Here is a 21,591-nt window from a genome sequence, read left to right as displayed (position 1 = left end):
CGTGGCTGGAAAAAAAGCACAAAAAAACCGCCAATCTTTCGAAAGGCGGTTTTTGTTTTTTATTCTGTAATAACATTTCCTTTTTTGTCATAGAAATGGTATTCTAAATACGTGTAAGCGTCACGAGGTATGATTTTCACCCACTTTTTATGTTCAAAAAACCATTTTGAACGTAATGATGGAAAACCTTTGCTGAGGTATGCAGCCACAAACGGATGTGTGTTCAACACAACTTTATTGTGGGTTTTTAAAAGTCTTTCTAAATCAGAGGTGATCTTGTCGATTATTAATATTGGCGCTTCAATTTCGCCATTAAGTTTATCAGGATCTTCTTCTCTGGTTTTGATATTTACTTCTGGTCTTACGCGCTGTCTGGTAATCTGGACAAGTCCAAATTTACTTGGCGGTAATATTTTATGCTTTGCTTTATCGTCGCTCATTTCTTCTCGCAAGAAGTCGAACAAAACTTTCCTGTTTTCTGGATTAGACATATCGATAAAATCAACTACGATGATTCCGCCCATATCTCGAAGACGAAGTTGTCTTGCGATTTCTGCGGCAGCAATCATATTTACTTCCATAGCAGTGTCTTCCTGGTTGGTTGCTTTGTTAGAACGGTTTCCGCTGTTTACGTCTATAACGTGCAGCGCTTCAGTGTGTTCTATGATTAGGTAAGCACCTTTGCTCATGGAAACAGTCCGGCCAAAAGAAGTTTTGATTTGTCTCTCTATATTGTATTTCTCAAAAATCGGAGTGTCATTTGATTGATAAAACTTGACAATCGATTGTTTGGAAGGTGCAATTTCTTGCAAATACTCCTTCGTTTGATGGTACAACTCTTCATCATCTATCTGAATACCGCTGAAGGTATCGTTGAATACATCTCTTAATATCGAAGAAGCTCTGTTGAGCTCTCCTAATACTTTTGATGGATGATGAGCAGTTGGTAATTTTTTACACATTGCAGACCATCTGCCAAGCAGGTTCTGCAAATCTTTTTCTAATTCGGCTACGTTTTTGCCTTCGGCTACTGTACGAACAATAACACCAAATCCTTTAGGTTTGATCGATAGAACAAGTTTTTTTAAGCGGTCCTTTTCTTTTTTGTCTTCTATTTTTTGAGAAATAGAAACACGATCAGAAAAAGGAACCAGAACGATAAATCTTCCGGCAAGAGAAAGCTCAGCACTTATTCTTGGGCCTTTGGTTGATATAGGTTCTTTAACTACCTGAACTAAGACAGATTGATTGGCACTTAAAATATCAGTAATGATGCCATCTTTGTCAATCTCTTTCTCAAACTGAAAGGTTTTTAGGGAGAAATCTTTTAATTTACCTGCGCTTACAAGTTTTATGAATTTCAGCTGAGAAGCTAGATTTGGACCCAAATCGTGATAATGTAAAAAGGCATCTTTTTCAAAGCCTACATTCACAAAAGCAGCGTTAAGTCCGGCAACTGGTTTTCTGATTTTGGCAATAAATATATCACCAACCTGAAAGTTGCTTTTTTCTTCTTCTTTGTGTAATTCAATTAGTTTTCCATCTTTTAATAAGGCAAAATCTACTGCATCAGAACTGGATCGAATGATTAATTCTTTATTCACACTGTAAATTTTTATCCGTGAATTGGTTGTCGGTTGTTTGTTGATAATTGCTGGCAAAAGAAGCCAAAAACAAAAACCATCAACTTCTACAAGGATGGATTAAACAATATTTTTAACAGGTATTAACCCGGAGAAAACTAGCTGGCAGTTTGCAGTTCTAAGTAATCAGTGAACTGAACACTAACAACTGATGACTGAATACTAATTTTCAATTTCAATGAACGTTTAAAAAGAAAAAAGTAGTTTAAAACTACTTTTTCTTTTTGTGGCGGTTAGCTCTCGCTCTTTTCTTTCTTTTGTGAGTAGCTACCTTATGTCTCTTTCTTTTTTTACCACTTGGCATATCGTGTCAGATTTTATGTTAATTAATAGTATTATTTTGCTTCGTTGTTTGTTTTTACTCCTTCAACAAATACTTTTGCAGGTTTAAACGCAGGGATGTTGTGCGCAGGAATTTTAATTGTAGTGTTTTTAGAGATATTTCTACCTGTTTTTTCAGCTCTGGTTTTTACAATAAAACTACCAAAACCTCTAAGGTAAACGTTGTCTCCTGTTTCTAAAGAAGTTTTTACTTCTTCCATAAAAGTTTCTACGGTTGCTTGAACATCTCCTTTTTCAAGACCTAATTTCTCTGAAATTTTCGCTACGATATCTGCTTTCGTCATTTTCTTTCCTATTTTATTTTATAAATGGTGTACTATTTTTTTGAGTTTGCAAATATAGGAATTAAAAAAAGAATTAATCAAGCTAATTCGTTAAATTTTAATTACATAAACATTTACTTTTGCATTTTAAGGATTTGACAATGATTTTTCATAACACGCTGATAAAATGGTATTTACAAAATAAACGCGATCTTCCATGGCGAAAAACAGTTGATCCTTACGCTATTTGGCTCTCAGAAATTATGCTGCAGCAAACGAGAGTTGTGCAGGGAATGCCTTACTTTTTCGCTTTTACGAAGGAATTTCCTACCGTTTTTAACCTTGCAGATGCCTCTGAAGAACAGGTTTTAAAACTTTGGCAGGGACTTGGGTATTATTCGCGGGCCAGAAATCTGCATAAAACAGCCCAATATGTCGCTTATGACCTAAAGGGAACTTTTCCACCTTCTTATAAAGAGCTTTTGAATTTAAAAGGAGTAGGCGAGTATACTGCCGCTGCGATTGCGTCCTTTTCTTATAATGAAGCCGTGCCCGTTGTAGACGGAAATGTCTTTCGTGTCCTTTCCCGTTATTTTGATATAGAATCGGATATTGCGCTGCCTGCCACCAAAAAAGAATTTACAGAACTGGCTTTCGAATTAATGCCCAAAAACGATCCCGCTGTTTTTAATCAGGCAATAATGGAATTTGGGGCGCTGCAGTGTGTGCCTAAAAATCCGGATTGTACCGTTTGTGTTTTTAATGACAGCTGTCTGGCGCTTCAGAAAAAGAAAGTAGAGGCACTTCCGGTAAAATCAAAAAAAGTAAAAGTAACCAGGCGTTTTTTTAATTATCTGATTGTAGAAGACAGTTTAGGGAATACTATTATACAAAAAAGAACCCAAAAAGGAATCTGGCACAATCTGTATGAGTTTCCTTTGCTGGAAACTGTTGAAATTGCAGATTTTGATTTTGTTTCGCAGGTCGTAAAGAATGAACTGCTCAAATCATATACTATTATAGGTATAGAAGAATGCAGTGAAGCAGCCGTTATTCATAAGCTTTCGCACCAGCACCTGCATATCCGGTTTTGGAAAGTAAGGATTAAAGAGGCGATCGAAAACGGAATTAATCATGAAGTTTTAAAAACCTTTCCTTTTCCAATCGTGATTTATAATTTTATAGAAAAGCTATAAAAAAACCGACTTCAGTATGAAGTCGGTTTTTATGTTTTTATACTCCCGCAGTAGCATATTGAATGATTCTTACGACAATTCCAACTGCAAAGCCTATTAAGGCCATGTTGCAGGCAGATTTAGCCGCTACCGGTTCACTGTCTTTTTTTACAAAGTAAATGATGGCTCCGGCTAACGGAATACAAAAAGACAAAACCTTTAGACCCGTACTTAAATCTTCCTGAGATTTGTCGTTTCTTTTTTCGAATTCATTAAAATTAGAATTTTCTTCAGACATAATTATTTCTGTTTTAGTGGTTAATTAATATGAATAGGTGTTTGAAAAAATATACAGTCCAGTAAGCAATAAAGTCAGACAGACCGGCGAGTCCGTATCCCGCAAGGATTCCGGTGGAAAAACGTAAAAAATTGGTGCTTTCCCTGTTAAAGTACGCCTGCGTTAGTCCGTCGATCATAGTAGGAAGAATAGTAGCCAGTGCCCAGTAAATGTCTATTTTAATAACCCATAAAAGGGGTATAAAAATAAAATAACCCACATATATGCCGGTACAGCGGGCACAAAATGGAAATTGTTTCCCTTTGTAAAAAAAAGATCTTTCAGGAAGTTTGTGGCAGCTGACGAATTCTATTTTTCTCATATGTCAAAAATACACTAATTTTTTATTTAACAAAATTTTTCGTAAACCTCACAGCATTCAAAAGAAATTTTAATTTTGCAGAAAAAAAATAAAAAGGATCTGCCGGACTGCCCCTTTAAAAAAAGGGTTTAGTTGTAATAAATTACAATTTTTAGAAAAGCAGGAATTAATTTGCTAAAAAAATGTATCTTTGGTAGAAATACCACTATTAATTATGAATGGAACATTAAATAAGGTTATGCTTATTGGTCATTTAGGCGATGATGTAAAAATGCATTACTTCGATGGAGGTAACTGCATTGGGCGCTTTCAGCTGGCTACAAATGAAGTTTATATTAATAAGACGACCGGTGAAAAAATAACATCTACAGAGTGGCACAATCTGGTTGTGCGCAATAAAGCAGCTGAAATTTGTGAAAAATATCTTTCAAAAGGAGATAAGATATATGTCGAAGGACGAATCAAATCGAGGCAGTGGCAGGCTGAAGATGGAACAACAAAATATACGACTGAAATTCAGGTGACTGAATTTACTTTTCTGACTACCAAAAAAGAAACTGTAAGTCATAAAGTAAGTCAGGATCAGGAATCGGCAAAAAGTGCTAACTTTGATGCAGCAAACGAAGGCCTGCCAGTAAATGACCTGCCTTTTTGATTGTTTAACTAATTTATGATAGTTTGGATCCCGGGCCCAGTTTATTTTTTACTACAACTTTAGACACCAATTTAATTTTTGGGTTTGTCGGAATATTTATTTTGCTGCTTTTGTCGGCAATAGTTTCAGGTGCCGAAGTTGCACTTTTTTCTTTATCCCAAAAGGATATTGAGGATACCCTTCAGGAAAACCAGTTCAAAGGAAAAATTATTTCTGATTTATTGGAAAGACCCAAAAAGCTCTTAGCCACTTTACTGGTAGCTAATAATTTTCTGAATATTGGAGTGGTGATTTTGTTTTCTTTTATGGGCACGGATATTTTTGCTGCTATTGATTCTCCCGCGTTAAAATTTCTTCTGGAAGTCGTACTTGTTACATTTTTAATTTTACTTTTTGCAGAAGTCCTGCCAAAAGTTTACGCCAGCCGTAATAATATAAAATTTGCCAAACGTTTCGTTTATTCTATTTCTTTTTTAGACAAATTACTGTCGCCAATTAGTTTACCCATGCGCAGTGTTACTTTATATTTGCAGCATAAATTAGGGAAACAAAAGAATAATTTTTCCGTAAACCAGCTGTCTCAGGCTTTGGAGCTTACAGATTCTGAAGGAACATCTACAGAAGAACAGAAAATACTCGAAGGAATTGTTTCCTTTGGGAATACCGATACCAAACAGGTTATGAGCCCGAGAATTGATATTTTTGCGCTGGAAATAACCGAATCATTTTCGGCAATTTGTCCTAAAATCATTGAAAAAGGATTTTCAAGAATTCCTGTTTATCGTGATAATATCGATCAGATAGAAGGCGTTTTGTTCGTGAAAGATTTACTCCCGTATATTGATAAGGACGAATTTGAATGGACTTCTTTATTGCGGGACCCGTTTTTTGTTCCGGAGAATAAGAAGCTGGATAATCTTTTAAAGGATTTTCAGAGTCTTAAAAGCCATCTTGCGATTGTAGTTGACGAGTACGGAGGAACGTCGGGACTGGTTTCTTTAGAAGATGTGATTGAAGAAATAGTAGGCGATATCAGCGACGAGTTTGACGACGAAAACCTGAATTTCTCCCAGATCGACGAAAAGAATTTTCTGTTTGAAGGGAAAATAAACCTTAAAGATTTTTACAGGATCGTTGATGTTGAAGAAGATCTTTTTGAGGCTCAGAAAGGTGAAGCCGAAACACTGGCCGGGTTTATTTTGGAAATTCTTGGTAATTTCCCTAAAAAAGATCAAAAAATCGCTTTTGAAAACTGTACTTTTACCGTTGAAACAGTTGATAAAAAACGCGTAAAACAAATAAAAGTAACCCTGGAATAATGTTTAAAAAAATACTTTTGGTAAGTACCGTCCTGCTGGCATTAACAGTAGTGAGCTGTAAAAACGATGTACTGCCTAAACCTGCGGGTTTTCTTAGATTAGATTATCCTGAAGCACAATACGTAAATTTTGAAAATAACTGTCCTTTTGCTTTTCAGATGAATGAAGATGCGGTTATTAAAGGTGAAAAGGACTGTGGTTTTGCGATTACTTATCCTAAAATGAAAGCGACCATTTACCTGACTTATAAACCGGTAAACGGCAATATCGAAAAGCTTTTAAGAGACGCTCAGAAACTTACGTACGAACACGTAATTAAAGCCGATGATATTTTGGAACAACCGTATTTAAACCCTGAAAAAAAGGTGTACGGAATGTTTTATCAGGTGGATGGAAATGCAGCCACAAACTCTCAGTTTTATGTAACCGACAGTACCAAACATTTCATTACAGGATCGGTTTATTTTTATGCTAAACCTAATTTTGATTCTGTTATGCCCGCTGCGAGTTATATCAAAAATGATATGCAGAGGCTGATGGAAACTTTGAAATGGAAATAAATTTTACCCCGTTTGGGACATAAAAAAAGGGACTTTCTCAATTTGAGAAAGTCCCTTTCTTATATCAATAATTTTTTTGTATTAAGATTTGAAATTCGAAACTTTATAGGTTTTACCGTCTCCGGTTTCCTGAACTACTTTGGTTAATGATTCCGGATTTTGAACGGTTTTATCAAAAGTTACTGTAGCTGTTTTTTTATCGAAATCAACGGCTGCTTTTTCAACACCGTCAAGGTTTGATAATTCTTTTTCGATGGTTTTGGCGCATCCCATGGCACAGGTCATTCCCTGAATTTCAAAACTTGCTGTCTGTACATTTTCAGGAGCAATGGCTTTATGTTCTTTAGGAGCTGCTGTTTCGATGTCTTTTATATTGGCCAGGTTTTTATCTTCTTCTTTTTTGCAGCTTGTAAATAAGAAGCCGGCAAGGGCAGCTGCAGCGATGATTTTTGTGAATTTCATTATATATGATTTTAATGGTGTATTTGTGTTTCCTGCAAAATTAATAAAAAACGAGAGGTCAGTTTCTAAAAATAGTACAAATTTGCAGTAAAATACTTTTTATGGATGCAAAACAATTAAAGTGGGCTTACCTGTTGGTTCTGTCTTTGGTTTGGGGAAGTTCTTTTATTCTGATTAAAAGAGGACTGATTGGCTTGTCGGCGGTTCAGGTTGGGGCTTTCCGAATCATTTTTGCGGCATTGTTTCTACTGATTTTTGGCTTCAGAAGTTTAACCAAAATTTCACGCAGTCAGTGGAAATTTGTAGCACTGACTTCTTTCTTCGGAACCTTTACGCCAGCTTTTCTTTTTGCTATTGCCGAAACAGAAGTCGACAGTTCGATAGTGGCGATTATGAATTCGCTTACACCATTAAATACGTTGGTCTTGGGAGCTGTTTTCTTTGGAATTCAATTTCAGAAAAGACAGGTTTGGGGTGTTTTTATAGGCTTAATAGGTTGTTTGCTGCTGGTTTTAAGCGGTGCTTCGGCACATCCGGGGCAAAACTATTATTATGTGGGTTTGGTTGTTATTGCCACGATCTGTTATGCCACTAATGTTAATTTGATTAAAAGATACCTGCCCGATTTGAATTCCGTAAGCATTACAACAGGAAACTTTGCTGTTTTGTTGATTCCGGCTTTAATTATTCTGGGATCAACAGATATTTCCCGGAAACTGAGTTTTGAAGCAGTGCAGCATTCGATTTTCTTTGTTATGATATTGGGGGTTGTGGGAACGGGAATTGCTAATATTTTATTCTTTAAACTTATTCAGATTTCGTCTCCGGTTTTTGCGACATCGGTTACGTATCTAATTCCTATTGTAGCTTTCTTTTGGGGATTGCTGGATAATGAAATGCTTACACCCATTCAGTTTTTTGGAGCCTTTATTATTTTGATTGGTGTATATTTGTCGGCTAAGAAGTAGGATTTTTTTTAATGTGATTTCTTTATTCAGTTGAAATTTTATACAATATAAAAAATTACCCGTGTAGTATGATGGCGGTATTGGAAACAACCGCAGCGCACTTTGTGGCGCAGGACATCTTAGCTGTGCGGGTTTTATTTAGGTGATTTAATTTTTGTAAATAAAGAAGAAATAATGGTATCGAATTAACCCGTAAAGCATGGTGGCGATATTGGAAACAACCGCAACGCCCTGAACAGCGTAGGACACCTGAGTTTTGCGGGTTATGTTTTTTTTGAATATCAGGGATTTTTAAAGATAATATTTTAAATGTAATCATTTTCTTTCTTTTTTGTATCTTCGCAATTCCAAAACGTCGAAAATATGAAAATAAAAGAGCTTGCCCGTGTGGTATGGTGGCGGTATTGGAAACAACCGCAACGCTTTCGACGGCGTAGGACACCTTAGCTATGCGGGTTTTTACTTCCTAACCGTCTAATTATGATTACAAACAACCTTTCGAAAGAAACAGAATTGAAGTTAAAAGAGTTTTTTAACCATTCTATTGATCCTGAGCTTATGGCAAAGGCCATCCGGAAAATGAATTACGCACTGGCTTTAAGTTTATTGCGCGATTGTGAAACTCTGGAAACAGAGAAAATAAATCTTCAGGATGGATTTTACTGGCTGAACGAATTAGCCGAAATTTTGAACCCTTATCTGGATGTTGAATAATCAAACAATAAAGGCTGTCGATTACGACAGCCTTTATTGTTTAAAATTAAGTGTTATTGAATAAGAGGAAGAGGCCGGACTCAAAGTTTGGCAAAGCCTGCTATTAAAGAATTTTAGATTAGGAACCTTTGTCTCTTCGGGTCTTTGCAGCTTTGTATCTTTCAAAGCAAAATCTTAGAACCTTAGTCTCTCAGCATCTTAGCATCTTTTAAAGAAAATCGGCATCCGAAACTCCCTCATTAATCTTAATATCAGTCATTTTAATGTCCAGTTCAAAACCTACATTCTGAACCAGATTAAAAGGAACTTTTACACCTTTTACTTCTCTGTAATCGTTAAAATTGGTGATTTGTGAAACCGATTTTCCGCCTTGTTCACGAACTTTCGATTTTGCGACTTTCAATCCTGATTTTACATCATAATAATGTATTGTATTACCGTCTTTTATAGCATAAGCATCGCTGCCATTGATAGGTTCAATGCCTTCTACTTTTAAATCGGTTCTTTTTACCAGCTGCAGTTCTTCAAAAGGAGCGGCATTGGCTTTCATTTCCTTTAGGTCATCGCCTTCAAGGTCTTTGCGTTTTCCCTGCTGCTCAATATAAGCCCCTTTGTCGTTTACGACCTGTTTCATAAGGTTCATAGGTCCCATTGCCAGTGAAACCATCATTTTTCCTTTAGAATCTAATTTAGAAATAAAAGTCAGCGGCTGCGGAGCCTGCGGAATGGTCGTTCCTCCGCTCATATAAAGCGTTTTTACAGCTGTTACCGCTTTTTCACCTCCAATGGCTTTAATGTAGTTTTCAAAAACAGTTTTGGCTGTAATATTGGCCGGAGCTTCTTTTTTAACCGCTGGTTTTTCAACCGGGGTTCCGTATTTGTCAAAATAAAAAATCGGAATATTAAGTTTTTCAAGGCCGGTAAGTACATCGGCACCTTTTCCAACAATTACAATACGCATGTTGTCAAGCAGGAAATATTTGTTGGCTACACGGTAAATATCATCGGCAGTGACGCTGTTTATGGTCTGGATGTATTTTTCGTAAAAATCGGCCGGAAGTTTTTCGGTTTCGATGTTTAAAGCATAACGGGCAACCGCCTGAGGTTTTTCAACCTGCATTACAAAACGGCCTATGTAACCTGCTTTTACATTTCTTAAAACTTCAGGGTCAACTCTTTCGGTGCGTATTCTTCGTATTTCTTTTATAAACTGAACCACTGCACTGTCTGTAACGGTATTTCGTACGGCAGACGAAGCTTTGAATTTAGAAACATATTTTCCGCTTCCTATGCTTGAATTAGCGCCATACGTCCAGGCATGCTGTTCACGTAAATTCATGTTTAAGTAGCTGTTAAAATCTCCTCCCAGAATCTGATTGGCAATTACGGCAGGGAAAAAATCAGGATCACTCATTTTTAAGTTTACTGTATTTACCAGCGAAATTTCAGACTGTACGGCATTTGGAACGTCTACAAAATCAATCTGCAGTTTAGAAGCGTTTTCCGGATTTTGATAGGTGTTTTTAGGAGCAGCCTGTTTTTTCCATTTTCCGAAAAGTTTTTCTACAGCCGCTTTGGTTTCTTTAAATTTTACGTCGCCAATAACTACTAAATACGCATTTTCGGGTACGAAATACGTGGCGTAATTTTTTTGAACATCTTCGAGTGTTACGTTTTTTACCGTTTCTTCAGAAAGGTATTCGCCGGAGGGATGGTTTCTGCCAAAAGCCAGAACGTCGACTACGCGATTGGCAATCGCCGGAACACTTTTTTCTTCGGCCTTAAGTCCTTCCAGTAATTTTGCTTTTTCTTTATCAAATTCAGTTTGTGTAAAATTGGGCTGTAAAGCGCCTTCGGCCAAAAGCTCTAATACACGTCCTGAGTATTTAGAAAGCGAGCTGGCAAAAGCGCCTTGTGATGTAAAATTGATGCTGGCACCATAAAAGTCAATTTCTTCATTAAAAGCTTCTTTAGATGTTTTCTGAGTTCCGTTGCCTATAATGCTGCTGGTTAGTTCGTCAACGCCTTTTTTGTTTCCTTCAGTAAAAGGAGCATTGTCCAGGGTCAGGTTAAAACTTACTCTTGGCAGTTTATGGTTTTCTACAACCAAAACTTTCATGCCATTTGATAAAACAAATGTCTGTGGTTTTTTGATATTAACTACCGGCGGGTTACCTGGTTTTGGTTGTGGACGATCTTGTGCTTGCATAATTCCAGTCAGGAATAAAAGGATTAAAAATGGATATATTTTTTTCATGATTCGATATTCTTAGTTCTGAGATTTTGGAGAAGGAACGTAATCTAAAATTAAGCGCTGATTTGGGTTCAGATACTTTTTGGCTGCTTCTCTGATTTCTTCTCTGGTAATAGAGTGGTAAATATCGATCTCGGTATTAATCAGGTTTACATCTCCGTAAAGTAAATAATAAGAAGCCAGGTTTTCAGCGATTCCTTCTACGCTTGAGTTGGCATTTATAAAGTTGTTATCGAATTTGTTCTGTAATTTTTCATAATCTTTTTCAGAAATCAGATCGGTTTGGAGTTTTACGATTTCTTCGTCAATTTCTTTTAGAATGTCGGCAGTGGTGTTAGGAGCCATCGGCAGTCCGTATAAGATATAAGTTCCGTAATCTTCCTGACTGAAACCAACAGCACCAATCTGAAGCGCCATTTTTTTGTCGTCGACGATTTTCTTGTACAGTTTAGAGCTTTTTCCGTCGCTTAAATAAGACGAAATCAGATCCAAAACCCTTGCGTCTCTTGTTTTCATAGATGGGGTTCTGTAAGAGGCCACAACCATCGGAATCTGGATATTAGGATCTTCATACGTTGCTTTTATGGTCTGGGTGATTGGTTCTTCGGTATAAGTTTGTTTCTGGGTTACTTCACCTTTTGGAATCGGACCGAAATATTTCTGAATCCATTCTCTGGCTTTGGTTTTGTCAAAATCTCCCGCTACTACCAAAACAGCATTGTTCGGGGTATAGAATTTTTTGTTGAAAGCCTGGAATTCTTCAAGAGTCGCAGCGTCCAGATCTTTCATTGAACCAATTGTGGTCCAGCGGTACGGATGGTTTTTAAACATGTTTTTTTTAACCTCCGGCAGGATATTTCCGTACGGCTGATTGTCGTAACGCATTCTTTTTTCTTCTTTTACGACTTCGTTCTGTGTTTCAACTCCAATTTTATTAATAATAGGATGCATTAATCTTTCAGATTCCATCCAGAGTCCCAGTTCAAGGTTGTTAGATGGGAAAACTTCATAATAATAGGTTCTGTCATCGGTAGTATTGGCATTGTTAACCCCTCCGTTTGCGGTTACGATTTTCATCCATTCGCCGCGTTTAATGTTCTGTGTTCCCTCAAACAATAAATGTTCAAAGAAATGGGCAAAACCGGTTCTGTCCGGACGTTCGTCTTTGGAGCCAACATGGTACATAACCGACGTAATAACTACCGGAGCCGACGGATCATGGTGTAAAATGACATGCATGCCATTATCTAAATTGTATTCTTCAAAAGCTACCTTTTGAGCATGGGCTACTCCTCCGAGCATTAATGCAGCACCTAACATCATTAGTGAATTTTTCATAAAAAAGATTAATGTAATTTTATTGCCTAAATTAATAGGTAGTCGTGTATTCTGTTTAGTTACATCAAAAATAGTCTTTTTTGCGTATGATTTAAGGATTTTAGCGTTTCGGGACAATATTTAACACTATTTTACGTATTATTTAAGGCCGAATTGCAGCTGGATATGGCTGATAAACAGGATTTAATAAGGAAGAAAATATTTTTGGAATCAGGGATTGCACAGTAAATTAATAGTTGTATATTTGCAACCTTAAAAATCAATAAATCAATTTGGTATGTATGCAATCGTAGAGATAGCAGGGCAACAATTTAAAGTAAGCAAAGACTTAAAGGTTTATGTTCACCGTTTAGCTAACGAAGAAGGTTCAAAAGTTACTTTTGACAAAGTTCTTTTATTAGATGACAACGGAAATGTAACTTTAGGCGCCCCAGCTATAGAAGGTGCTTCAGTAGAAGCTAAAGTGTTACAACACTTAAAAGGTGATAAAGTTATCGTTTTCAAAAAGAAAAGAAGAAAAGGATACAAAAAAAGAAATGGTCACAGACAATATCTTACACAAATTGTAATTGAAGGTATTACTGCAGCAGGAGGAACTAAAAAAGCAGCAGCTAAAAAAGCAGTTGTAGCAGAAGAAGCAGCAGCTACTGAAGAAGTAGAAGCAGCTCCAAAAGCAAAAAAAGCAGCTCCAAAAGCTAAAAAAGAAGCTACTAAAGAATAATAACAATATTTAAACTCATACGTCATGGCTCACAAGAAAGGTGTCGGTAGTTCGAAGAATGGTAGAGAATCAGAATCAAAACGTCTAGGCGTTAAGATTTATGGTGGACAAGCTGCTATTGCTGGGAACATCATCGTTAGACAAAGAGGTTCAAAACACAATCCAGGTGAAAATGTTTACATCAGTAAAGATCACACTCTTCACGCAAGAGTAGCTGGAGTTGTTAAGTTCCAAAAGAAAAGAGATAACAAATCTTATGTTTCTATTATCCCATTCGAGGCATAATAATCACAAAGATTTACTTTTTATAAAAAACCCGTTCTGAAAAGACCGGGTTTTTTGTTTTTAATCATTTTGATAAGATTTTAAAAACTTACATTTGTTTTGTCTCTTTAAATAAAAAAGTTTGAAAAAGATCTTATTAATGCTTTTGCTGTGCTGTCTTAGTGCTTATGCGGAAACATCTTCAGAAAATAGTAGTCGTTTAAATTTGTTAAATGAAAAGCAAAGAAATACTTTATATGAATTTGAAGTTTTAAAAAGAAACGGCTGTAAAACAGATCATTTTTGGCTGGAAAATAAAAATCAATTTGCAGAACTCGATGCTGAAACCAGAGATGAACTGGCAAGACAGATTTTTGAAAATTCAACGGTTGTTTATAAACCTCAAAAAAACTCCGCAGTTCAAATCTGGATGCAGACACAATTGCTGACCAACTGGATGTTTTATCTCTCTGCATTTATCGCTATTTGTGCGGTTATCGCACTTTTTAAAAAGTATTGGAGTTGGCTTATCGGATTTCTTTTAAAGCGTTTAGAGCCTCTTTTAAGGTATTTGTTTTCTCCTTTATTATTGACCTGCGAATTGTTGATAGTTGGAATTGCTTGTGTATTTTATGCAGTTTCTGTTGAAGATTTTGTAATGCGGACCGTAATTATTCATTTAGGGTTGTTTTTGTTATGGAGTCAGTCTACGGCTTTGTTTACCAAAGAATACCGGGTCAAAAAATATGTTTTAGAAATAGAAAGTAATTTCTGGGGAACAGATCCGTGGGAGACTATAAAAACAATCTGTCTGCCGGCTGTTTTGGTTACACTGGCTCTGTGTTACGTATTGTATAAAGTTCCTGCCGATGTTTTTTATAATTATGAAATTGTAATATCGGGGATTGCCTTTATTTATGCCTTGCCATTCTGGCGTACAGCAGAAAAATATATTTATCCGGTTTTGTTTCCTTTTAAAAACGAAGGTTACAGGGATAGAAGTATCAATTCTCTGGGCGGCTGTACGGTTATAGCGGTTATTTTAACCTTAGTTCTTGTTTTGCAGTGGAATGCTGTTTTTAATAATGTTATCGCGGCATTGATAAGTCTGGAAATTATCGCCTTTTTGATTTTGTCTTCAAAAGCAAATCACAAATACAATCCGGGAAATTATTATTATCTGCAGTTTGTTATTGTTCTTTTTCTGGCTCTGGTGTTTTGGTATAGTTATTCAATGCGTTTAAATGAAATAATCTGGTTTTCGATTATGGGAAGCTGTCTTTATATAATTTTAAAATATCTGGAGATTTTCTCTTTCTTTTCAGGCTGGAAAAAATGGAATTCTTGGGCTTGGAAATTATTAGGACTTGCTGCTTTATTATGGCTTTTGGGTAAGGGGATTTTATATGCTGCTAAGCTGATATTTGTGGTTTGATATAAATTAAAAAGCCTTTGCCAGATTTTTAAACTGTGACAAAGGCTTTGTATTTTTAAGTAATTTGAAATTTGGAATTTGGGATTTAAAATTTGGAATTTCAAATATTTAGTCTTCACTGTCCCTGGTTTCTTCCAGATCTTCTGTTTTACGTCCTACTTTTACTTTAGGGTTGTCCTGAGTTCCGGTAACGGTCAAAGGAATTCCAAAGATTCCTAAAGGCGGGAGCCCTAAACGCATTTTTAGGTTCAGTTTTCCGTCTAAACTTGTTGTGCCTTCGATTCGCGGTCTAAAGCCTGCAAATTTGAATTTAAAGCGCTCTATGGTCATGATGTTGTTTTTAATCGTGCTTTTAATATCGACTTTTGAAACATCAGGATTTTTCATGGATTCCGAATTGGTCTGTTTGCTTACGGCATTGAACATTTTCAGTCCTCTTACTTTTACATCTTTTACAGAAAGTGTTCCGCCTCCTGTAAGCGAAGGGTAAACCGGCTCCATATTGCCGTTTAAACGGCCTTTTAGCTGATAATCAAGTGAAACTAGTCCCTGCGCTTTTTCAGCGGCACTGGCCATTTTTCTGAAAACTTCTATTTCGTTATAAGCTCTTTTAATGTCGAAGTCAGCTGCTTTTATAGTGTAATCAAAATTGGCTTTTTGAGGTGCCACGGCCTGATAATTAGCGTTCATAGCTACATTACAGCCAATTAAATTAAAGCCGGTGTTCTGCATTGTCAGTCTGCCTTTGTTCATGGTTAGATGACCCGTTGCATTTTGAAGGTTTAGCTTGTCAAAATTTACTTTTTGGGCGTTTGCCAGTAACTGCAGGTTCAGGTTGGCCGGAATAATGATAACGCCTGTTTCAGTTTTAGCAGCTGGTTTTGTTTCCGGTTTTGAAGCTGATTTTTGTGTTACAGCTGCATCTGCCGTGGTATTGGACATAAATTCGTCTACATTGATGTATCGGGAGGTAACTTTAAAAGAACCTTTTAATACTCCTGTATTTGTAGTGGCAAAATTGAATACGTTCTGCAGGTAACCGTTCATTTTAAAATCAGACTGACCGTAAGCAGCTAAGAAATTATTGAAGGACATTTTGTCCTGATTGATCCTGAAAATACCTTCTTTGATAATGAATTTTTTAGGAAGATATTGAGAGGTAACGCCAATATTTCGTAATTCCAGAGTTCCTTTATTGTTTAATTTGCTGTAATTGCCTTTCTCGGCATCGCTTTGTTTTCCTTTTAGTGCTAAATCGGCTTTGATGAAACCGTCTAAGTCAAGTCCTTTTTGGGAGAAAACTTTATAGATTCGGTTTACGTCGAGTTCGCCTTTGGCCTTAACATCATACGTGAGATCATTAAAATCACTTAAATCTGCTTCTACAAAAAATGGTTTTCCTTCAAAAGTAAACTGGGTTGGTTTTAGCTTGATTTTCAAATCGTCAAAAGTGCCTTTTTGATTGTCGATTTTAGATTTGATAATGATATTGGTAATCGGATTTGGATAATACCTGGTTTTCAGGTAGCCGTTTTCTACGTTAAAAACACCTTTTGTAACCGGAAAAAGTTTGTCTTTCTGATCGAATTTCCCATTTGCCTGAATATCTCCTGCTAATGATCCTTTTAGTTCCACGTCCGGAATTCCAAGTGCTTTTGTTAGTTTTCCTAAGTCAATTTTAGCTTTAAAATCGGCATTGATTTCAGGTGTGTTTATTCCTTTTATAAAGAATTTCGATTTGATGTAATCCTGATTGATGTTTAAAGATACGTTTTTGGCATCTACGGTTAAAAGGTCCGGATTAAGGGACGGAACCTGTGTTTTTACATCTAGATTTAGTTTTGAAACGGGAAAAGAACTTTTGTCATAATTTACAAAACCATCGTTTATTTTAACGTCTAAATTCAAATCGGGGCCAATGTTCTGAGCAGCAATATAATTTCCTTTTAAGGTTAAAAGAAGGCTGGTATTTCCTTTTAATTCGGTTTTGGAAAGCCAGGTGATGTATTTTGGCGGAAAAGCCGTAAATACATCGTATAAATCGCTGTTGTCTGATTTAACAACGAAATCCATATTGTAACCGTCTTTTAAGATGTCAAATTTTCCTTTGAAATCGACTAAAAGCTGATTGATTTTTAGGTTGTTCTGCTGGAAGAAAAAAGAAAGGGAATTAATGTTGACTTTGGTAATCAGATCAGCATCAATTTTCTTGTTCATTAAATAAGGTTCGTTGTCGTAAACAATATTTAATTTCTCAATTTTTGCTTTGGAATACAGGTCAAAAACGGCTTTATTTAAATCTCCTTTTCCTAAATAATTAAATCCGAAAGCGTCAAAATGAACGTTTGTCGATTTATCGTCGTAAATAATTTTACTATTTAAAATTTCAATTCGTTCCAGTTTTAAGGCGGTATCGCTGCTGTCTTTTGTCTGAGAAGCCTGGGCTTGTGATTTGTAAATATTATAATTGGCCTCTCCGTTTGGATTTACTTTTACATTTATAAAAGAATTGGATAAATAAATCTGATCGATTTTAACCGACTTGCTAAAAACAAGACTGGCTACATTTATCCCAAAAGAGACTTCTTTGGCTGTAATGAATTTTTCATGTGTGTACGGAGCCGAACCGTTAAGGCTCAGATTATCTAATGTGAGGGTCAGAGAAGGAAAATGACGGAAAAAAGAAACCGAAACATCAGAATAATTAAGTTCGGCGCTTAGTCTTTCGTTAGCCGTTTTTTTAATTTGTTCTTTAATCTGATCTTCAAAGACGATAGGTGTTAAAAATAGTAATCCTAAAATAACAGCGAAAGTGATCCCAAAATACTTCGCAATTTTAAATACGATTGATCTGGTTTTACTTTTTTGCATAACAAATGGTGGTGTTTAGTGTAAAATAGAGTAAAAAAGAGTGTAGTTATCCGTGAACGGTTTCTTTTTTACCATAATTGGTAATAATCGACCCTTCATATTCAATCCATTCTTTCCATCGTTTGTCGATGTCGATATTGTCCTGGTATTTTCTGGCAAATGCTAAAAAAGTAGTATAATGTCCGGCTTCGGAAATCATTAAATCACGATAGAATTTAGCTAGTTCTTTATCCTGAATATTTTCTGAAAGAACCTTAAAGCGTTCGCAGCTTCTGGCTTCAATCATGGCAGAGAATAATAAACGATCGCAAAGGGCATCCCTGCGGCTTCCGTCCTTTTTCATGAATTTAAAAAGTTCATTTACATAATGGTCTTTTCGCTCGCGTCCTAAAGTAAGACCACGTTCTTTAATAACATTATGTACCATTTGAAAGTGTTCAAGTTCTTCTCTGGCAATAACAAGCATTTCGGTTACAAGCTCTTCCAGTTCTGAATTATAAGTTACAATACTGATAGCGTTGGAAGCGGCTTTTTGTTCGCACCACGCATGATCAGTTAAAATTTCTTCAATATTGGACTCGACGATATTTACCCATCGGGGGTCTGTAGCTAATTTTAATCCTAACATAATTTCCCTGCATTTTAGTTCTGCAAAATTAGTGTTTTTTATTACTAAAAATCAGGAAATATCGTGTGATTGCGCGGAAAAAAGTATTATTTTGTAAGTTGAAACCAATTGCAATGAATCAGCTAAAAAAACTTTTAATTATAGGGTTTGTCTGGCCCGAGCCAAATTCTTCGGCAGCAGGAGGGAGAATGATGCAGCTGATTTCTGTTTTCAGGGAAAACGGATTCGAAATTACTTTTGCCAGCGCAGCACAGGACAGCAATTTTATGGTTGATTTGTCTGAGTTTGGAGTAATTAAAAAAAGTATTGAACTTAATTCTTCCAGTTTCGATGATTTTGTCACCGAATTAAATCCGGATGTGGTTTTGTTTGATCGTTTTATGATTGAAGAGCAATTTGGATGGAGGGTGATTGAGAACTGCCCAAAAGCGATCCGAATTTTAGATACTGAAGATCTGCATTGTCTGCGAACAGCCCGTCAAAAAGCTTTTAAGGAAAACAGGGATTTCAAAAAAGAGGATTTGCTGTCTGAAGAAGTGGCAAAACGTGAAATTGCGAGTATTTTACGCTGTGATCTGTCTTTGATAATTTCTGAATTTGAGATGCAGATTCTAAAGGAGCAGTTTAGAATAAATGAAGAGCTGCTTTTTTATCTTCCTTTTTTAGTGGAGTCAATGTCTGAAAAAGATCTTTTGGTGCTGCCTTCGTTTGAAGATCGTAGAAATTTTGTTTTTATTGGAAATTTTCTTCATGAACCGAACTGGAATACGGTGCAGTATTTAAAAGAAGCGGTCTGGCCTCTGATAAAAAAGGATTTTCCGGAAGCGGTTCTGGAAGTTTACGGGGCTTATCCGTCGCAGAAAGTATTACAGCTGCATCAGCCTAAAAATGGGTTTTATATAATGGGAAGGGCAGAAGATGCCAATGAAATTGTAAAAAAATCGAAAGTTGTTCTGGCGCCGATACGCTTTGGTGCAGGATTAAAAGGGAAATTGCTGGAAGCTATGCAGTGCGGAACGCCTAGTATTACCACTTCGGTTGGCTCTGAAGCGATGCATGTTGATTTTTCATGGAATGGATTTATTGAGGATCATCCGGCTGAATATGCTAAAAAAGCGGTTTTGCTTTATCAGGATAAAGATCTTTGGAAGCAATCTCAAAAAAATGGTATTGCAATTATTAATGAATGTTATCAAAAAGAGAAGTACGCAGATAAGCTGCTTTCGGCAGTAAATGTATTATTGTATGATTCTGCCAGTCATCGTCTTCATAATTTTATGGGAAATCTGCTGCAGCATCATGCTTATAAAAGTACTATGTACATGTCAAAATGGATAGAGGAGAAAAATAAGTAATTTAAGTATACAGTCTCAGTTTACAGTCACAGTCCGTTGATAACTGTAAACCGGGACTGAGACTGTAAACTGAGACTGAAAACTATTTCACAACACCTTCAACGGCCTGAACGGTTGTGGCGTGGTAGCCTGATTTTGCCTTGTCAAAAATCTGTTTTGCCCACGTTTTTCCTTCCGGGGTTTTTACCATTTCTTTATACAGCATTGTTACTGATCCGGTTCTGCTGCTTCCAATTAAAAATTGTTCGATTGCGGTATCTGCGGCTTTGTACTGATGGCGAATAGCCTGAACAAACCACTGGCGTTTGATGATGAAATTTCCGCCTTTGGTAAAGTTGAATTCTTTGTCGATTGCTTCCATTTCTTTTGCGGTAATATCAGCAGGAAGATGGTCTATAAAATGCTGTTTTTCGGCCGTTGTTGTGATTTTTTTACTTAAGCCGGCTACGCCGGTTTCTCTCCAGCTTTTTTGGATGGCATCGATGGCATCAAATTCTGGAGAACGTACAGGAAGAATGTTTGACGGAATTCCCGGTTTGTAAATCCAGTCGTCCAGTTTGATTTTGTCGGCAAGGGTTTTGTCGCCTTTGATTAAATTGTCGTTTAAGTATTTTACAAAATCCTCTGTTGTAATGGATTTAAAAGCGTGTGAATCAAAATAGTTTTTGATAAAAGGATCGAATTTATCACGTCCAACAGCATTTTCAATAACTCTTAAAAAAGAATATCCTTTTACATAAGGAATCATACTGATTCCGTCATCCGGGTTTCTTCCGGTAAGGCTTACTTTTAATCTGGTATCTGGATTAGTGTCTCCGTATTCAGCTACATTATCAACTAATTCTTTGTTGGTAATTACATTCTGCATGTCAAATTCTTTCTTTCCAAAAATTGCTTCTCCGATTCTGTGTTCAACATAAGTAGTGAAACCTTCGTTTAACCAGATATCGTCCCAGGTAGCATTGGTAACTAAGTTTCCGCTCCAGCTGTGACCTAATTCATGTGCTAACAGACTTGTTAACGAACGATCTCCGGCAATTACGCCAGGAGTTAAAAAAGTTAAGTTTGGATTCTCCATCCCGCCATACGGGAAACTTGGAGGTAAAACCAAAACATCGTAGCGTCCCCAACGGTAAGGTCCGTAAAGTTTTTCTGCTGCATTCACCATTTTTCCAAGTTCGGCAAATTCATAAGCAGCACTTTTTAAAACGGATGGTTCTGCATAAACGCCGGTTCTGTTGTCAATAGCCTGAAATTCGATGTCTCCCACCGCAATTGCCATTAAATAAGATGGAATCGCTTTGTCTTGTTTGAAAGTATAAACTCCGGTATCATTTTTCTTCTGCGGATTTACAGCGCTCATAACGGCTAATAAATCTTTAGGAACCGTAACTTTTGCATTATAAGTAAAACGAATTCCAGGTGAATCCTGACACGGAATCCAGGTACGGGACCAAACGCTTTCGCCCTGAGAGAAAACAAAAGGTTTCTTTTTGTCTGCAGTTTGTGCCGGGCTTAGCCATTGTAAAGCAACAGCGTCTTTAGTGGTGCTGTAGTAAATGTTTACTTTGGTTGTGTTTGGCTCAATAGTGATATGAAGCGGTTTTCCGTGAAACTCAACGTCTTTTCCAAGTTCAAATTTGGTTTCTTTTTCATCGTCGCCTAAGGTTACTTTTGTAATATTTAATGTGTTTTCGTCGAAAATAATTTCGTTTCCTTTGCTGATGTTGTCAATTGTCCAGGATGCTTTTCCTGAAATAGTTTGTGTCTCAAAATCAACTTTGATGTCAAGGTCAAGATGTTTTGCAACAGCAAGTTCTGGTTTAGAATAACTGTGTTCATCAACAACAGCTGTAGATTTTTCTGTGCTTTCTTTTTTCTGGCAGGCTATTGCTGTAAGAAATAAAAGGAGAAGGGTTAGTTTTTTCATTTTACGAAGTATTGGGTTTAAGGAGGAAAATTAAA

Annotated in this window: 21 protein-coding genes; 10 read left to right on the top strand and 11 right to left on the bottom strand. The window is 36.5% G+C overall.

Annotated features, from left to right (window positions below; all coding sequences use genetic code 11):
• Positions 1-59 precede the first annotated feature (59 nt).
• Both ACODST_RS00510 and ACODST_RS00505 read right to left on the bottom strand, forming a co-directional pair.
• A complete protein-coding gene (locus ACODST_RS00510; protein ID WP_488930159.1) occupies positions 60-1,604 on the bottom strand; it encodes an Rne/Rng family ribonuclease in 1,545 nt (514 codons plus the stop codon).
• A 374-nt stretch (positions 1,605-1,978) separates the two neighbouring features.
• Positions 1,979-2,269 carry an HU family DNA-binding protein gene (locus ACODST_RS00505; RefSeq protein WP_007805026.1) on the bottom strand — a complete coding sequence of 97 codons (291 nt, stop codon included), beginning with the start codon at positions 2,267-2,269 and terminating at the stop codon, positions 1,979-1,981.
• Positions 2,270-2,409: 140 nt separating this feature from the next.
• On the opposite strand from ACODST_RS00505, the gene mutY reads away from it, so the two are divergent.
• The gene (gene mutY, locus ACODST_RS00500) at positions 2,410-3,444 is read left to right on the top strand and encodes an A/G-specific adenine glycosylase (protein WP_488930158.1); all 1,035 of its coding nucleotides are present in this window, start codon (positions 2,410-2,412) and stop codon (positions 3,442-3,444) included.
• A gap of 37 nt (positions 3,445-3,481) precedes the next feature.
• Here the strand turns inward: mutY and ACODST_RS00495 are convergent, their stop codons facing one another.
• Together ACODST_RS00495 and ACODST_RS00490 are read right to left on the bottom strand one after the other, a co-directional pair.
• Entirely contained in the window at positions 3,482-3,721 is a 240-nt protein-coding gene (locus tag ACODST_RS00495; RefSeq protein ID WP_488930157.1) for a hypothetical protein, read from the bottom strand.
• A 13-nt stretch (positions 3,722-3,734) separates the two neighbouring features.
• On the bottom strand, positions 3,735-4,082 hold the full coding sequence (locus ACODST_RS00490) for a DUF2085 domain-containing protein (RefSeq protein WP_488930156.1): 348 nt from the start codon (positions 4,080-4,082) through the stop codon (positions 3,735-3,737).
• Between the two features lie 214 nt (positions 4,083-4,296).
• Between ACODST_RS00490 and ACODST_RS00485 the strand changes: the two genes are divergently transcribed.
• From ACODST_RS00485 to gldD, 3 genes are read left to right on the top strand one after another with little or no spacing between them, the layout of a single operon-like run.
• Positions 4,297-4,737 (top strand): single-stranded DNA-binding protein, encoded by a 441-nt coding sequence (locus tag ACODST_RS00485; RefSeq protein ID WP_488930155.1) that lies wholly within the window; start codon positions 4,297-4,299, stop codon positions 4,735-4,737.
• 23 nt (positions 4,738-4,760) lie between these two features.
• Positions 4,761-6,056, top strand: a complete 1,296-nt coding sequence (locus ACODST_RS00480; RefSeq protein ID WP_488930154.1) for a gliding motility-associated protein GldE — start codon at positions 4,761-4,763, stop codon at positions 6,054-6,056.
• Positions 6,056-6,616: a gliding motility lipoprotein GldD gene (gldD, locus tag ACODST_RS00475; protein WP_488930153.1), complete on the top strand. Its 561-nt coding sequence runs from the start codon at positions 6,056-6,058 to the stop codon at positions 6,614-6,616. The genes ACODST_RS00480 and gldD overlap by 1 nt, the downstream gene beginning before the upstream one ends.
• Positions 6,617-6,697: 81 nt before the next feature.
• Here gldD and ACODST_RS00470 read toward each other — a convergent pair whose 3' ends face one another.
• Positions 6,698-7,078, bottom strand: a complete 381-nt coding sequence (locus ACODST_RS00470; protein WP_488930152.1) for a heavy-metal-associated domain-containing protein — start codon at positions 7,076-7,078, stop codon at positions 6,698-6,700.
• Between the two features lie 101 nt (positions 7,079-7,179).
• On the opposite strand from ACODST_RS00470, the gene ACODST_RS00465 reads away from it, so the two are divergent.
• Positions 7,180-8,046, top strand: coding sequence for a DMT family transporter (locus tag ACODST_RS00465; RefSeq protein WP_488930151.1), 867 nt, complete (start codon positions 7,180-7,182; stop codon positions 8,044-8,046).
• A gap of 55 nt (positions 8,047-8,101) precedes the next feature.
• Here ACODST_RS00465 and ACODST_RS00460 read toward each other — a convergent pair whose 3' ends face one another.
• Positions 8,102-8,365: a hypothetical protein gene (locus ACODST_RS00460; protein WP_488930150.1), complete on the bottom strand. Its 264-nt coding sequence runs from the start codon at positions 8,363-8,365 to the stop codon at positions 8,102-8,104.
• A 161-nt stretch (positions 8,366-8,526) separates the two neighbouring features.
• Here ACODST_RS00460 and ACODST_RS00455 point away from each other — a divergent pair, with 161 nt between their 5' ends.
• Entirely contained in the window at positions 8,527-8,760 is a 234-nt protein-coding gene (locus ACODST_RS00455; protein WP_488930149.1) for a hypothetical protein, read from the top strand.
• 208 nt (positions 8,761-8,968) lie between these two features.
• On the opposite strand, the gene ACODST_RS00450 is transcribed toward ACODST_RS00455, so the two are convergent.
• Together ACODST_RS00450 and ACODST_RS00445 are read right to left on the bottom strand one after the other, a co-directional pair.
• Positions 8,969-11,017, bottom strand: a complete 2,049-nt coding sequence (locus ACODST_RS00450) for a M16 family metallopeptidase (RefSeq protein ID WP_488930148.1) — start codon at positions 11,015-11,017, stop codon at positions 8,969-8,971.
• 12 nt (positions 11,018-11,029) lie between these two features.
• Entirely contained in the window at positions 11,030-12,352 is a 1,323-nt protein-coding gene (locus tag ACODST_RS00445) for a M16 family metallopeptidase (protein ID WP_488930147.1), read from the bottom strand.
• Positions 12,353-12,629: 277 nt separating this feature from the next.
• On the opposite strand from ACODST_RS00445, the gene rplU reads away from it, so the two are divergent.
• The 3 genes from rplU (at position 12,630) to ACODST_RS00430 (ending at position 14,772) form a co-directional block, all read left to right on the top strand.
• Positions 12,630-13,073, top strand: coding sequence for a 50S ribosomal protein L21 (gene rplU, locus ACODST_RS00440; protein WP_488930146.1), 444 nt, complete (start codon positions 12,630-12,632; stop codon positions 13,071-13,073).
• Between the two features lie 24 nt (positions 13,074-13,097).
• Complete coding sequence (gene rpmA / locus ACODST_RS00435; RefSeq protein ID WP_012023622.1) at positions 13,098-13,358, top strand: 50S ribosomal protein L27; 261 nt, start codon at positions 13,098-13,100, stop codon at positions 13,356-13,358.
• Between the two features lie 121 nt (positions 13,359-13,479).
• Entirely contained in the window at positions 13,480-14,772 is a 1,293-nt protein-coding gene (locus tag ACODST_RS00430; RefSeq protein WP_488930145.1) for a hypothetical protein, read from the top strand.
• Positions 14,773-14,880: 108 nt separating this feature from the next.
• On the opposite strand, the gene ACODST_RS00425 is transcribed toward ACODST_RS00430, so the two are convergent.
• Positions 14,881-17,643, bottom strand: coding sequence for an AsmA family protein (locus ACODST_RS00425; protein WP_488930144.1), 2,763 nt, complete (start codon positions 17,641-17,643; stop codon positions 14,881-14,883).
• Between the two features lie 46 nt (positions 17,644-17,689).
• Positions 17,690-18,271 carry a MiaE family protein gene (locus ACODST_RS00420; RefSeq protein WP_488930143.1) on the bottom strand — a complete coding sequence of 194 codons (582 nt, stop codon included), beginning with the start codon at positions 18,269-18,271 and terminating at the stop codon, positions 17,690-17,692.
• Between the two features lie 113 nt (positions 18,272-18,384).
• Here ACODST_RS00420 and ACODST_RS00415 point away from each other — a divergent pair, with 113 nt between their 5' ends.
• The gene (locus ACODST_RS00415) at positions 18,385-19,626 is read left to right on the top strand and encodes a glycosyltransferase family 4 protein (RefSeq protein WP_488930142.1); all 1,242 of its coding nucleotides are present in this window, start codon (positions 18,385-18,387) and stop codon (positions 19,624-19,626) included.
• Positions 19,627-19,708: 82 nt separating this feature from the next.
• Here the strand turns inward: ACODST_RS00415 and ACODST_RS00410 are convergent, their stop codons facing one another.
• On the bottom strand, positions 19,709-21,556 hold the full coding sequence (locus ACODST_RS00410; RefSeq protein ID WP_488930141.1) for a hydrolase/aminopeptidase: 1,848 nt from the start codon (positions 21,554-21,556) through the stop codon (positions 19,709-19,711).
• Positions 21,557-21,591: the final 35 nt, after the last annotated feature.

Source organism: Flavobacterium sp. FG19, from assembly GCF_057809475.1.
The sequence above is the reverse complement of the archived record's forward strand: the minus strand, read 5'-3'. Positions and strand labels throughout refer to the sequence as shown.

What these genes read in the sequence shown, in the direction of transcription:
- ACODST_RS00505 (WP_007805026.1), bottom strand. Translation starts at nt 2,269, where the DNA reads ATGACGAAAGCAGATATCGTAGCGAAAATTTCAGAGAAATTAGGTCTT.
- ACODST_RS00450 (WP_488930148.1), bottom strand. Translation starts at nt 11,017, where the DNA reads ATGAAAAAAATATATCCATTTTTAATCCTTTTATTCCTGACTGGAATT.
- ACODST_RS00495 (WP_488930157.1), bottom strand. Translation starts at nt 3,721, where the DNA reads ATGTCTGAAGAAAATTCTAATTTTAATGAATTCGAAAAAAGAAACGAC.
- ACODST_RS00490 (WP_488930156.1), bottom strand. Translation starts at nt 4,082, where the DNA reads ATGAGAAAAATAGAATTCGTCAGCTGCCACAAACTTCCTGAAAGATCT.
- rplU (WP_488930146.1), top strand. Translation starts at nt 12,630, where the DNA reads ATGTATGCAATCGTAGAGATAGCAGGGCAACAATTTAAAGTAAGCAAA.
- ACODST_RS00410 (WP_488930141.1), bottom strand. Translation starts at nt 21,556, where the DNA reads ATGAAAAAACTAACCCTTCTCCTTTTATTTCTTACAGCAATAGCCTGC.
- ACODST_RS00485 (WP_488930155.1), top strand. Translation starts at nt 4,297, where the DNA reads ATGAATGGAACATTAAATAAGGTTATGCTTATTGGTCATTTAGGCGAT.
- ACODST_RS00465 (WP_488930151.1), top strand. Translation starts at nt 7,180, where the DNA reads ATGGATGCAAAACAATTAAAGTGGGCTTACCTGTTGGTTCTGTCTTTG.
- ACODST_RS00460 (WP_488930150.1), bottom strand. Translation starts at nt 8,365, where the DNA reads ATGATTACATTTAAAATATTATCTTTAAAAATCCCTGATATTCAAAAA.
- ACODST_RS00425 (WP_488930144.1), bottom strand. Translation starts at nt 17,643, where the DNA reads ATGCAAAAAAGTAAAACCAGATCAATCGTATTTAAAATTGCGAAGTAT.
- rpmA (WP_012023622.1), top strand. Translation starts at nt 13,098, where the DNA reads ATGGCTCACAAGAAAGGTGTCGGTAGTTCGAAGAATGGTAGAGAATCA.
- ACODST_RS00415 (WP_488930142.1), top strand. Translation starts at nt 18,385, where the DNA reads ATGAATCAGCTAAAAAAACTTTTAATTATAGGGTTTGTCTGGCCCGAG.
- gldD (WP_488930153.1), top strand. Translation starts at nt 6,056, where the DNA reads ATGTTTAAAAAAATACTTTTGGTAAGTACCGTCCTGCTGGCATTAACA.
- mutY (WP_488930158.1), top strand. Translation starts at nt 2,410, where the DNA reads ATGATTTTTCATAACACGCTGATAAAATGGTATTTACAAAATAAACGC.
- ACODST_RS00470 (WP_488930152.1), bottom strand. Translation starts at nt 7,078, where the DNA reads ATGAAATTCACAAAAATCATCGCTGCAGCTGCCCTTGCCGGCTTCTTA.
- ACODST_RS00420 (WP_488930143.1), bottom strand. Translation starts at nt 18,271, where the DNA reads ATGTTAGGATTAAAATTAGCTACAGACCCCCGATGGGTAAATATCGTC.
- ACODST_RS00445 (WP_488930147.1), bottom strand. Translation starts at nt 12,352, where the DNA reads ATGAAAAATTCACTAATGATGTTAGGTGCTGCATTAATGCTCGGAGGA.
- ACODST_RS00455 (WP_488930149.1), top strand. Translation starts at nt 8,527, where the DNA reads ATGATTACAAACAACCTTTCGAAAGAAACAGAATTGAAGTTAAAAGAG.